This window comes from Rasiella rasia (genome assembly GCF_011044175.1).
Classification (GTDB): Bacteria; Bacteroidota; Bacteroidia; order Flavobacteriales; family Flavobacteriaceae; genus Marinirhabdus; species Marinirhabdus rasia.
Map to the genome: position 1 here is coordinate 1,810,695 of NZ_CP049057.1, position 13,159 is coordinate 1,823,853.

Consider the following 13,159-nt stretch of genomic DNA (forward strand, 5'->3'; position numbering starts at 1 on the left):
CGCAAAGAAGTTTCGACAAATTTACATTAATAACAAAGCCTCTTCAATACTATCGTAGATTTTCTGAAGTTGTTTTGCCGAAATAATATAGGGTGGTAGCACGTAAATTGTATTCCCCAAAGGCCTTAAAACAATACCTTGAGAGATAAAGTGCTGATACAGTGTATCGCGCAATTTACCATAACGCTCCATTTCAACTTCTAGGTCGATTGCCAAAACCACTCCTATGCAACGCGCGGCTTTCACCTTGAGATGATTGCTAATTTTTTCTACAAAAACTTCATGCGACTTTGCAATACTGTTTCGTTGCGTTAAGATTTCAGAAGCGTTTAGGAGGGCCAATCCTTCGAGAGCAGCCGCACAGCCTAACGGGTGCGCACTAAAAGTGTGAGCGTGAAAAAAACCTTTGTGTATTTCGTCATTAAGAAATCTATTAAAAACAGCTTGACTACAACTTGTAATACTTAGCGGAAACATCCCTGCTGTGAGCGCTTTCCCCAAGCACATTATATCGGGGTTTTGGGTAAGGTAGTCACTTGCAAAGTTTTTTCCTGTTTTACCAAAACCTGTCATAATTTCATCTGCAATGCATAAAATATCGGCTGTTTGGCATCTGGTAATTAACGCATCTAAACCTTTAGCTGAGTGAAATTTCATGCCAGCCGCGCCTTGCACCAGAGGTTCAAATATAAAAGCTGCACAAGAGTTTTCGGCAATCGCAATTTCTAACTTTTCAAGTACTTCTGCTAGATTATGTTTTTGTGGTGTAGGAATTCGTATTACGTTTAGCAAGAAATCTTCAAAGGGTGCGTTGTAAGAAGCGAGCCCAGAAGCACTCATAGCGCCAAAGGTATCACCATGAAAACCGTCTTCGAACGCAATTAGGGTATCGCGTTTCTCGCCAGCGTTGCTGTGATATTGTAACGCCATTTTAATGGCAGCTTCTACTGCTGTGGACCCATTATCATTAAAAAATATCTTTTGCTGGTTAGTAGGTAAAATACGAATTAAGGATTCTGAAAGCGCTACCGCAGGTTTGTGTGTGAATCCGCTAAACATTACAAAATCGAGCGTATTCATTTGTTTTGTGATTGCCGCTTTAATTTTTGGATGACCATGACCATACATGCTCGTATACCACGAAGCGATTCCGTCTATGTACTCATTACCATCTTCATCCCAAATTGAGGCTCCTTCAGCCTTTACAATGGCAATAAGTTCTTTCGCGGTTTTGTGTTGTGTAAGCGGGTGCCAAATGTGTTTTTTATCTCTTTCTGAAAGATTCATATTATACGTCATGCTGAACTTGTTTCAGCATCTCATTAAGTTAGACTATTTTTAAGGTCTTAAGCGTCGGGGTTGTGGTTTTAATAAGATTCAATTTCCATTCTTTATGCCAATTTTATAATTGTTTTTCACGAGAAGTAGCCTATTCAATTAAAGCAAATTCTTCAAAACAGATTATGTCCGCTAGGTTATATTTCTTCGTAAATTTTGACCCCACACCATTAATATGGTCGACAACTCTTTTTTGTAAGTTAGACATAACTACAATGTAGAATATACTCCTATAGGCATTGGTCATTATGTAAACGTAACTTTTTCTCATTAGAATGGGACCCTGAAACAAGTTCAGGGTGACGTTAATTTTTTATTCAACTTTTCGGCATATTCTTTCACTACATTTTCATCAAAATACGGCTCTTCGTCTATTCGTCCTAAGATTTTTACTGTGGTCATTTTTTCGATAATTCGTTCTGTGGCTTCATTTTCTTCTCCACTAAAAATAATTCCGAAGATATTTAGCTTTCTTGCTTTGAGTGCCTCAATAGTGAGTAAAGTATGGTTAATGCTTCCTAAATAATGACGAGAAACAACAATCACTTTATCTGTTTCGTGAATCAAATCTGCAATAGTCTCTGTGGCGTTCAACGGAACCAAAAGACCTCCAGCACCTTCAATAACTAGTTTATTTTGAGTACTCGGACGCTTTATTTTTTTTGCTGAAATTTTCACTTCTTCAATTTCGGCAGCCGCGTGGGGACTCATAGGGGTTTTCAGATTAAAAGCTGACGGATAAAACTGAGTCTTATCACAAGATACCAATCGTTGTACTTTATGTGTGTCGGTATTGTCTAACTCACCTGCTTGAATGGGTTTCCAATAATCTGCTTTCAGAGCTTCAGTGACAATCGCCGAAACTACCGTTTTACCAACTTCGGTAGAGATTCCAGTAATAAAATAGGTGTGGTTCTTCATGCAATTAATTTAGCTTAAATGTATTTTCAAGGTTTGAAGAAGTGCATATATTTCATGTTCTGTATTAAAACTATGTACACAAATACGCAGTCGTTCTTTACCTATTGGAACCGTTGGTGAAAGAATGGGTTTTACATTAAAACCTTCATTTTGTAATGCTTGGGAAATTTTCTTTACGTTTTCGTTCCCTGAAACAACGCAACTTTGAATCGCGGAATGGCTAGAAATAAAATGTTCTTCTAGCTTCGTATCAATAATCATATTTTGTAATATTGCAATATTACTATATAATTTATTTCTGTGTTTATCACAATTTGCAAGTTCTTGATAGGCCGCCCATATAGTTGCTAAAGTATGCGGAGGCAAAGCGGTGGTATAAATAAAGCTTCGCGCAAAATTAATTAAATAAGATATGAGCTGTTGACTTCCTAATATGGCAGCCCCATGAGATCCTAATCCCTTACCAAAGGTTACCAGTCGCGCAAATATTTGGTCTTCTAAGCCTAGCTGTTGTACTAACCCTTCTCCTTTTTCACCAAATACGCCAAGTGCATGTGCTTCATCTACTACCAAATGACATTGGTTTTCGTCGCAGAATTGCACAAGAGAAATTAAATCAGCTTGGTCACCATCCATAGAGAATATGGATTCGGTGACTACATACACTTCAGTTCCTTTCGGAGTACTGTTGTGTTTTTCTTTTAGACCTTCTACATTATTGTGAGTAAACTTATATGCTTTGGCGTCGCTCAATTTTATACCATCACGTATAGACGCATGGCACAATTCGTCATAGAAAATAATATCCCCGCGCTGCGGGACGCTACTAAAAAACCCAACATTGGCATCATACCCGCTATTAAAGATAAGCGCACTGTCTGTTTTATGAAATGTTGAAATGCAATTTTCGGTTACTGTATAAAGACTATGATTGCCAGATAAAAGTCTTGATCCGGTGGCACCATTAACAGTTAGATTGTGTTCTTCTAAAATTTCCGAAGCACGATTAAAGATAGTTTCCGAAGTACTAAAACCCAAATAATCATTAGAAGAAAAATCAACCAAATCATTAGGGGTACCCAAGGACCGTATCGATTTATTAACCGTACGTTCTTCTAATTTCTTTTGGAGTTTTTTGGGTAGATAATCCACTTGTCAAATTTAAGTATCTTTATTTAAATTATGTTTCCTATCATAACATATCATCTTTCGTCTTCAGACTATGAACTAGAGCAAATCTTAGACCTACAAAAGCGCAATCTATTTGCGTCGCTTACAGAAGAAGAACAAAAAACCGAAGGCTTTGTCACCGTACAACATGATTTTGATCTTTTGAAAGCGATGCACGATAAATGCCCGCACGTCTTGGCAAAAGACGGAACTGAAGTTGTGGGGTACGCCCTTAGCATGCATCCAGATTTTGGGAATGATATTGAAGTGTTACGACCTATGTTTGAACAGATATACCTATATTATAATAGCATTGAATCGGCCAGAAAACTATTACATCACAACAACTTTATTGTAATGGGGCAAATCTGTATAGCGAAGGAATATCGCCAGCAAGGAATCTTCAGGAAATTGTACAAGAACATGCAATCTCATTTGCCAGACTCATTTTCAACCATCATCACCGAAGTAGACGCTAAAAACCAGCGTTCGCTAAACGCTCATCTTTCTGTAGGATTTAAGGAGTTAAAGCGCTATAATTCTGGAACCAAGCAATGGGTTTTGCTTTATTTGTTATAATTATCTATTTAGTCATGTCTACCCATTGTGAATCCCGTGGGTTACTCGCATCTAATAATGCTATATTTAGCTGTTTTGCAATTTTTGCACCAACTTCCATTCCTTTACTATAATCATCACTTGCAGTTAGCGTAATATGCTTATTTGTATTATACCAAAGATTAATTAAAAAGTACCCTTCATTTTTTTGAAACACCGATATGTAATCTACACTTTTCAGGGCACGCCATTTACCCCAACGAATGGGTCCTACGTTATGAATTATTTTAAATTGGTCATGCTGTAAATCGAAAAGGTAGTCATTAACGATAGAGAACCTAACCCCAGCACTAATTAAAATAGCAACTATCTCAAAAATCTGCAATGGCCATTTTCCGCGTTTATGTACGAAATCTAAGCCCATGACAAATGAGTATACAAGTCCTAATGCTGAAGCAAAACACAAAGCCGCAATTATAGTTTGCCAAAGCGGTCTATTACCATGCGAAAAATAAGCGTCAATTTTTCTGTCTTCTTTAGAAATAGAAGCAGCCACATCGTTCTCACCTGAGTGCTGATGCACGTTATTAATTGCATTATGTAATTCAATATTGAGTTTATTAGCAACTTTTGAAGCAAATTTTATTGCGGAAGCACTTTTCACAAATGAATCTACAAAAAAATGCTTGTTTGAATTATACCAAATATTAATCTCAAAAGCGCCATCAGGATTTTCGAAAACAGATACGTATTCTAATTGTTTAAACGAGTGCCACTTTCCAAAGCCTAGTACGCCAACTCTTTTTACAATCTTATATCGCTTGCGGTTAAAATCAAAATAATAATCTTGAACCATACCGAATACCGTGCCTAACACTACAAAGATGCCCGCTCCAAAAGACCAACCTAGTACAAGACCTACAAGGTCTATATTTTTATTAGACATCATAGTCTCATAGCCATTCCATAAAATGGCTAAGGCAATACAAAAACATATAAATGGAAACACCAATGCGTACCACGCTTTCTTGCCTCTTACTATCGTTATATCCATTTTTTCAGTTGTCATGTACAAGTATACAAAAATCTCAAACTCCTTACGGAATTTGAGATTTTATAAATTGTTAGTTGCGAGTAGCTGTTAGTCTGCCAATACAATCACCCTATTGTCGCAGCACTCTAACGTACCGCCATTAATTTGCATGATCCATTTACCGTCTTTCTGGATAAACTTGTTAGCATATCCTTTAGCAATAGTAGGATTTCCCTTAAATCGAACCTCATCTTCTACCAATAATGATATTATTTTTTACTAGGTTCAATTAATGGCACTTCCAAATGTTCACTTGCGCTTCTAGCAAAGGTTAAGGCCTCGTGGCTATCATTAAACTTTGTAATAAAACAGGAGTTTTTTCTATTAAAATATATCCGAACACTACACTTGTGTTTTCCTTTTCTGAAATCGATATGAGTAGGAAAGTTAAAGTATTTCCATCCCTTTCTTTCAAAAAACCAAACACGTTTCGTGATTTTATAGCGTTTGTTAGGTAGATCAATTTCGTAATCGGTTATCCTTAAAAACTGCCATCCAAAGGCAAAACACCAGAAAGCAAAAAAGAGCCACGTAATAATGTTTCCAGGGTTATTTTCTACATTGGGCCTAGGTGGAGTAAAAACCGCGTGATAAAGGCATACAAAACCTAAGGTAAATAAAATTGCCGCTGCTACAGATTTTAAAAAATGTGTTTTTCCGAAGTACTTCAAGTAATTAAAATTAGTCTAATAGCGAATATAAAAAAATCTCAAACTCCTTACGGAATTTGAGATTTTATAAATTGTTAGTTGCGAGTAGCTGTTAGTCTGCCAATACAATCACCTTATTGTCGCTGCACTCTAACGTACCGCCATTAATTTGCATGATCCATTTACCATCTTTCTGGGTAAACTTGTTAGCATATCCTTCAGCAATAGTAGGATTTCCCTTAAATCGAACCTCACCTTCTACCAATAATGAAACAATAGCCGCGTGGTTGTTCAACATCTGAAACTCACCGTCCATTCCTGGCACTGTTACGCTTTCTACTTCACCGCTTACCAAAGAAGCTTCTGGAGTTACTATTTCTAGGTACATATTATTTTTATTTGCAGTTACAATTGGCAGCTAATTAAACCTACCCGTTGCATAACTGTTTATTAATTTATGATTCTGCAAGCATTTTCTCTCCTGCCTCGATAGCTTCTTCAATAGAACCTTTCAAGTTAAAAGCTGCTTCTGGAAGGTGATCTAACTCCCCGTCCATAATCATATTAAATCCTTTAATTGTTTCTTTAATATCTACCAATACTCCCGGAATACCTGTAAACTGCTCTGCCACGTGGAAAGGTTGTGATAAGAAACGCTGTACACGACGTGCACGGTTTACAGCCATTTTATCTTCTTCAGATAATTCTTCCATACCTAAGATGGCAATAATGTCTTGTAATTCTTTGTAGCGCTGTAACAACTCTTTTACACGTTGTGCACAATCGTAGTGCTCTGCACCTAAGATATCTGCTGTTAAGATACGTGATGTAGAATCTAGCGGATCTACCGCTGGATAAATACCAAGCTCGGCAATTTTACGAGATAGTACCGTTGTTGCATCTAAGTGAGCAAAGGTAGTTGCTGGTGCTGGATCGGTAAGGTCATCTGCAGGTACGTAAACCGCCTGTACAGAAGTAATAGATCCTTTTTTAGTAGAAGTAATACGCTCCTGCATGGCACCCATTTCTGTTGCTAATGTTGGTTGGTATCCTACCGCAGATGGCATACGACCTAAAAGAGCCGATACCTCAGAACCTGCTTGTGTAAAACGGAAAATATTATCTACGAAGAAAAGTACATCTTTTCCTTGACCATCTCCTGCTCCATCACGAAAATATTCTGCAATTGTTAAACCAGACAAAGCAACACGCGCACGTGCTCCTGGTGGTTCGTTCATTTGTCCGAATACAAACGTTGCTTTAGATTCTTTCATAGCAGTCTTATCAACCTTAGAAAGGTCCCAACCACCGTCTTCCATAGAGTGTAAGAATTCGTCTCCGTACTTAATAATACCAGATTCTAACATCTCACGCAACAAGTCATTTCCTTCACGTGTACGTTCTCCTACTCCTGCAAATACAGAAAGACCACCGTGTCCTTTTGCAATGTTGTTAATTAATTCCTGAATCAATACAGTTTTACCTACACCGGCACCACCAAATAGACCAATTTTACCACCCTTTGCATACGGCTCAATAAGGTCGATTACCTTAATACCTGTAAACAAAACTTCGGTAGACGTAGAAAGATCTTCAAATTTTGGAGCCTCACGGTGAATAGGTAAACCATTCTCTCCCTCTTTTGGAAGATCACCAATACCATCAATCGCGTCACCAATTACGTTAAAAAGACGACCGTATACCGCGTCGCCAATTGGCATTTGTATAGGAGATCCTGTTGCAACAGCATCAACACCTCGACTTAAACCATCGGTAGAATCCATAGAGATGGTACGTACCGTGTTTTCACCAACGTGAGATTGTACTTCAAGAATTAATTTATTTCCGTGGTTGTCTACTGCTAGACTGTCGTAAATTTTTGGAAGTTCAGCTCCATTCGCAAACTCAACGTCTACTACTGGGCCAATAATCTGTGCAACTTTTCCTGTAACTTGTGCCATTGTTAACTGTATCTGTTTTAGTTATATACGGATGTATAAAACACCCCTTTTTTCAACGGTGCAAAGATAGTTTTTTCTTACTTAATATTACAATGGATTTTTACTAAATTTTTGACAGGTATTTTAATGCCAATTTATTGCGCTTGATTTTCTATAGGCGGGCTTGTTCGACCAACCCAAAAACACCAACATCATTAAAAATTTTCAATTCCGCGACGCCATCGGCTATTCACAAATATTTTCGGGGTCTCACAACCGGGCTATCCGCTACAACTCCTCCCTGCCTGCAGCAGCTGCGGGGTTTCCACTGCTATCCCTGCCCGATAAATTATTACAAAGGCTCACAAAACGTACGAATGTTCTTAGAAAACAAGTTTATGATTCGCTGCTGCAGCTCATTTTCTTTTGCTATTGCCCTTCCATCAATCTCTACTACTGGTGTTAACTCTCCCATTGTGCCTGTAGCAAATACCCCATCTGCATTATACAGCTGTGAAAGCGTAATATCTGCTTCCGATATGCGAATGTCATTTTTCGAGCAGAGCTCCATAACAGTTGCTCGAGTAATACCTGGCAAACATGCATGGGCAAAAGGCGTAAAAACCATACCGTCTTTTACCATAAAAAGATTACTTCCGTTAAGCTCTGCCACAAAGCCACGCTCATCTAACATAAGACCCGCATCTTTCCCTGCCACATTTGCCTGAATTTTAGCAATTATATTGTTAAGCAAGTTGTTATGGTGTATTTTACTATCTAAAAACTGCGGAGCGTTTCTACGCTGACTTGTACTCAATACTTTTATACCGCTGGTATTATCATACACCAAAGGCTTCCACTCGGCTAAAACAATAAGACAAGAGCCCGCCTGATTTAGCCTTGGGTCCATACCGCTTGTAATCTTCTCACCACGGGTAAGTGTAAGCCTAATATGTGTATCGTTGTCCATGCCGTTGGCATCTAAGGTCATTTTAATAGCTTTCTTCACTGTATCTTTAGAAGGAATGTCTACAAAAGCCAAGGTTTTAGCACTTTCCTCAAGTCTTGTAAGATGCTTATCTAAACAAACAATACCCTCAGGATATACACGTAACCCTTCCCAAACAGCATCTCCTCCCTGAACTACACTGTCAAAAACAGATACTTTAGCTTCAGAACGCGGATATAGACCATCTTTCACATATACCTGTAGCGAATTATTTTTTGGATTTTGCTTTTGTAACATACGGTTAGATTTTATAAGGTACGAAACTCTTCGTACGGTTTTTAAGATGAACTGTTTAAAGTATATACTGTTTTAGAGTATTATAATATTTCATAGCTTCCGTAAGCACAGGCTGCAATCGTTCTGGCATTTGCTGGCTGCTTGTTTTCTGTACAGAAAAACCTTCAGAGTTGTGAACATTTTTATACCAGTGCTTCGCCCATATACCATCTTCTGGTATTCCGCCCTTTTTCCAAGAAAGCATACGCTCTGTAAAAGGAATCTCCAAGGATATGCAAATTTTCTCTAGATATGCCTCGGGATGAACAAGCAGGGCATCGCTATCAATCACCAAGGGAGTTTTTCCTGCAGATTTCAAATAGGTAAATAGTTCTGAAGCTTTTTTAATGCCAATATCATCTATGGTAGGATTCTCAATAACTTTAGAAAAAGAAGCCAACAATTTCTCGGGATGCCGAATTAAAATAATATTGTCCCATTTCAAAATAAAATCGGGCGCGGCACTTAAGTAATGATGCGCCATACCTTTTATAAATACATTTTTTACTTCCGAAATTTTATGGATAAGCCTAATAACATTCGCCTCGTCTAGCTCCATTTTTTCGACTATTTCTGTTGCCGAAGGGTGGGCGACAGCAACCGCTGCATTTGCCAAATAAAAACCATAAAATGGCTCGTCTAAGACAGCAACATCTTCCCGTTGTGCGAAACTATACATAATAGCCGTAGAAAGATTTCTAGGACCAGAAATGAGGTTGATTACTTTCACAGAATAAAAATAGAATTTATTACTTAGAAAGACACCAACAAGTAGTATAAAAGCTTACTCTACTGTAACAGATTTTGCTAGATTACGCGGCTGATCTACATTTTTATCTAGCATAACAGCAATATGATACGACAATAATTGTAGTGGTATGGTTGTAACCAACGGACTTAAAGTCTCTGGTGTTTTTGGAACTTCCATGATGTAATCTGCCAGCTCTTTAACCTGTGTATCACCCTCAGTTACCACGGCAATAATTTTACCTTTTCTGGCTTTAATCTCTTCAATATTACTCACTACCTTTTCGTAGTGATTACTATTTACTGCAATTACCACAACAGGCATTTGCTCATCGATAAGTGCAATAGGGCCGTGCTTCATTTCTGCGGCAGGGTAACCTTCTGCATGGATATATGAAATCTCCTTGAGTTTTAACGCTCCTTCTAAAGCTACTGGGAAGTTGTATCCTCTTCCTAAGTACAAAAAGTTAGAGGCATCTTTATACTTAGCTGCTATTTCTTTTATTTTATCATCACCCTGAAGCGCTTCTTCTACTTTGGCAGGAATAGCATCCAACTCTTGTAAGTGCTCCATATAATCTCTCTGAGAAATGGTTCCTTTGGCCTTCGCCAATCGTAAGGCAATCATTGTAAGTACTGTAATTTGTGTAGTAAACGCTTTGGTAGAAGCAACACCAATCTCTGGTCCTGCGTGCGTATAAGTGCCACTATGCGTTTCTCTTGAAATGGTAGAACCCACTACGTTACATACGCCATAAACAAACGCACCTTTTTCTTTTGCTAATTTAATAGCTGCTAAGGTATCTGCTGTCTCACCACTTTGAGAAATGGCAATAACCACATCTTTTTCAGTAATAATTGGGTTTCTGTATCTAAATTCAGAAGCATATTCTACTTCAACCGGGATTCTTGCTAGGTCTTCAAAAGTATATTCTGCTACCAACCCTGCATGCCACGAAGTACCGCAGGCTACAATAATAATGCGGTTTGCGTTGGTAAACTTTTCGATATAATCTTCTAAACCACCAAGCTTTACAATTCCTTTATCTGCCAACAAACGTCCGCGATAGGTGTCTTTAATTACCGAAGGTTGTTCATAGATCTCTTTCAGCATAAAGTGATCGTAACCGCCTTTTTCAATTTGTTCAATATTAAGCTTCAGTTCCTGCACGTAAGGATCTACAAGATTATCTCCTTTAATTTTACGCACCTTAACATCTCTTCCACGACGAATAATCGCCATTTCTTCATCTTCTAAATAGATGGCATTATTGGTAAACTCAATAAATGGCGTAGCATCACTAGCCACAAAAAATTCGTCTTCACCAATACCTATTGCCAACGGACTTCCTAGTTTAGCAACTACTATTTCGTCTGGTTTGTTTTTATCGAACACGGCAATTGCATATGCACCCACAACCTGGTTAAGGGCAATTTGCACCGCCTTACCAAGCTTTACACCTTCTTTCTTTTTAATCTCTTCAATAAGGTTAACCAATACTTCAGTATCGGTATCACTATTAAATTTGTATCCTCTATTTATAAGCTCCTTCTTAATAGAAGCGTAGTTTTCTATAATTCCGTTGTGAATAATAACGAGGTCACCGCTATTGCTATAATGAGGATGAGAATTTACATCGTTAGGCACCCCGTGAGTAGCCCAACGTGTATGACCAATACCAAGACTTCCGTTTGTGGCAATTTCTTCTGCCACACGAGCTTCTAGATCGGCTACTTTTCCTTTGGTTTTACTTAATTGAATTTTAGTACCGTCGTACAGCGCAATTCCAGCACTGTCGTATCCGCGATACTCTAATCTTTTCAATCCGTTTATAATAATCGGGTATGCTTCTCTCTTACCTATATAGCCTACAATGCCGCACATAAAGAAAAATATTAATTAGGTTCTGTATAGAAAATCTGAAGTTTTAAACGTTTAGCTTCGTTCACTGCTTTGTTACCGTAAAGCACAGTGCCTTTTGGTGAAATAACAGCCGATGCTGGAACGTTATCGATTCCAGGTGCTTGTGAGTTCTCTAAGTCTTGAAAATTAAAGTTTGCAACATTCTGAGAAACAATCACTCCCAAAGGAACATTGGTTGAATCCTGATTTATTAAGTTGCTAACATGGTTGGTGATTCTAAGCTTGTAAAATTCCCCAGTATCATCAGAGCCACGTTCTAACGGACCAAAATGATCGGTAAACGCTTCAAAATCTTCTTCTGCCGAAGTAGGATCTAGCGCGACATCTGTTAAGAAAGAATCATTTCCTAAGTCGTATATAATAATTCTATCCGGCTCATCATCTCCACCTGCAACGATATCTTGATTCACATAAAAGATAAGGTTAGCCTCATTAATAAGCCAGCCTTGTTCACGCAGAAACTCTAATTGATCTGCTACGCCATTTCCATCTATATCTTCGCCAAACAGTTCAATAACCGAAATAATCCCGTCACCTCCTCGTATGTACAAGTTTTCTTCGCCTTCATTAATATTTGGATTAGCTAAATGGCTTGCAATAGCAGGGTTTAAATCGTTTTCAAAAGTATTCACACTTACCGCATCAAAGTTAAGTCGAGCAATTGCTTCAATAGGGTCTTGTGTAGTTTCTTCACAGGTCTCCCCCGTTAAGGTTTTATACGTATAGAACAAATCTATTCGCGCATCATTTGAAGGATCATTATCTCCGTCTAGAATATCGAATATAAATGAGCTTCCATTTCCGGTAGAATTCTCTACCTTAAAGTAAATACCTCTTAGGTGATCTCTAAAGTTATTATTGTTAATTAATGTTGTTTCACCTTCTTGGTCTATAATGCGACGCTGAAAAAAGTCGTTTGGAAGTTTCACTCGTAATCCTGGAGGCAATGTTGTTGTATCGTTAAGCACGATTCCATCGGAGCTTGGTACAAAATCTACAATTGTTGCCAATTTATTTCCTATGAAGTCATCGAAAGTTTGCCCCTGATTTGAATAATAGTTCTGTGGTTCTTCGAAGCTTGTCTCTGGGTCTAAATCTCTAAGAAAGAATTTAGATTCATAAATTGTGATGTTAATTGGGTCACCTCCAAAAATAGAATCTGTTTCATAGGTAGTAATAGAGTCTACGGTAGTTGCAGTACTAAAAAACGGAAGGTACAACACAACACTATCTAGTTGAGTACAATCGCCAAAATCAGGATCTGTTGCATCTAGTGTTACCTGACTTAGTAGGTTTATTCTAGACTCGCCGTATACTGGGTCGTTATAGACACCTAGTTGATATGCAGGCAAAGCACTTGTTTGTACCGGCAATAATTTTCTACTATACGATACAATCTCACTTTCGTCGAAAAGCTCTGATGTAAAATTCTGATCTACTATGTCTGATCCAATTGTATTGAAGTCTTCTTCACAAGAGGCGAAAACCACAATTACGACTAAAATTGCCATTAGTTTAGGCAACATATTCTTT

General features: G+C 38.1%; 14 protein-coding genes. 1 reads left to right on the forward strand and 13 read right to left on the reverse strand.

Going from position 1 to position 13,159, the window contains the following annotated elements:
- Positions 1-21 precede the first annotated feature (21 nt).
- From bioA to G5B37_RS08300, 4 genes are all read right to left on the reverse strand, one after another.
- Entirely contained in the window at positions 22-1,299 is a 1,278-nt protein-coding gene (gene bioA, locus G5B37_RS08285; RefSeq protein WP_263649771.1) for an adenosylmethionine--8-amino-7-oxononanoate transaminase, read from the reverse strand.
- Between the two features lie 130 nt (positions 1,300-1,429).
- The gene (locus tag G5B37_RS15280; protein ID WP_404814775.1) at positions 1,430-1,609 is read right to left on the reverse strand and encodes a GIY-YIG nuclease family protein; all 180 of its coding nucleotides are present in this window, start codon (positions 1,607-1,609) and stop codon (positions 1,430-1,432) included.
- A gap of 23 nt (positions 1,610-1,632) precedes the next feature.
- Positions 1,633-2,259, reverse strand: a complete 627-nt coding sequence (gene bioD, locus G5B37_RS08295) for a dethiobiotin synthase (RefSeq protein ID WP_164679573.1) — start codon at positions 2,257-2,259, stop codon at positions 1,633-1,635.
- 9 nt (positions 2,260-2,268) lie between these two features.
- On the reverse strand, positions 2,269-3,411 hold the full coding sequence (locus tag G5B37_RS08300; RefSeq protein WP_164679574.1) for an aminotransferase class I/II-fold pyridoxal phosphate-dependent enzyme: 1,143 nt from the start codon (positions 3,409-3,411) through the stop codon (positions 2,269-2,271).
- Positions 3,412-3,441: 30 nt separating this feature from the next.
- Between G5B37_RS08300 and G5B37_RS08305 the strand changes: the two genes are divergently transcribed.
- The gene (locus G5B37_RS08305) at positions 3,442-4,008 is read left to right on the forward strand and encodes a GNAT family N-acetyltransferase (protein WP_263649772.1); all 567 of its coding nucleotides are present in this window, start codon (positions 3,442-3,444) and stop codon (positions 4,006-4,008) included.
- Positions 4,009-4,012: 4 nt separating this feature from the next.
- On the opposite strand, the gene G5B37_RS08310 is transcribed toward G5B37_RS08305, so the two are convergent.
- From G5B37_RS08310 to G5B37_RS08350, 9 genes are all read right to left on the reverse strand, one after another.
- Complete coding sequence (locus G5B37_RS08310) at positions 4,013-5,041, reverse strand: hypothetical protein (protein WP_164679575.1); 1,029 nt, start codon at positions 5,039-5,041, stop codon at positions 4,013-4,015.
- 87 nt (positions 5,042-5,128) lie between these two features.
- Positions 5,129-5,281, reverse strand: a complete 153-nt coding sequence (locus G5B37_RS08315) for a hypothetical protein (RefSeq protein WP_164679576.1) — start codon at positions 5,279-5,281, stop codon at positions 5,129-5,131.
- A gap of 8 nt (positions 5,282-5,289) precedes the next feature.
- Positions 5,290-5,751, reverse strand: coding sequence for a hypothetical protein (locus G5B37_RS08320; RefSeq protein WP_164679577.1), 462 nt, complete (start codon positions 5,749-5,751; stop codon positions 5,290-5,292).
- 91 nt (positions 5,752-5,842) lie between these two features.
- Positions 5,843-6,118, reverse strand: coding sequence for a F0F1 ATP synthase subunit epsilon (locus G5B37_RS08325; protein WP_164679578.1), 276 nt, complete (start codon positions 6,116-6,118; stop codon positions 5,843-5,845).
- 67 nt (positions 6,119-6,185) lie between these two features.
- Positions 6,186-7,691, reverse strand: coding sequence for a F0F1 ATP synthase subunit beta (gene atpD, locus G5B37_RS08330; protein WP_164679579.1), 1,506 nt, complete (start codon positions 7,689-7,691; stop codon positions 6,186-6,188).
- A 331-nt stretch (positions 7,692-8,022) separates the two neighbouring features.
- On the reverse strand, positions 8,023-8,916 hold the full coding sequence (locus G5B37_RS08335) for an aminotransferase class IV (RefSeq protein WP_164679580.1): 894 nt from the start codon (positions 8,914-8,916) through the stop codon (positions 8,023-8,025).
- Between the two features lie 55 nt (positions 8,917-8,971).
- Positions 8,972-9,685 (reverse strand): sulfotransferase-like domain-containing protein, encoded by a 714-nt coding sequence (locus tag G5B37_RS08340; protein WP_164679581.1) that lies wholly within the window; start codon positions 9,683-9,685, stop codon positions 8,972-8,974.
- Positions 9,686-9,739: 54 nt separating this feature from the next.
- Complete coding sequence (glmS, locus tag G5B37_RS08345) at positions 9,740-11,587, reverse strand: glutamine--fructose-6-phosphate transaminase (isomerizing) (RefSeq protein WP_164679582.1); 1,848 nt, start codon at positions 11,585-11,587, stop codon at positions 9,740-9,742.
- Positions 11,588-11,598: 11 nt separating this feature from the next.
- A complete protein-coding gene (locus G5B37_RS08350) occupies positions 11,599-13,137 on the reverse strand; it encodes a DUF4270 domain-containing protein (protein ID WP_164679583.1) in 1,539 nt (512 codons plus the stop codon).
- Positions 13,138-13,159 lie beyond the last annotated feature (22 nt).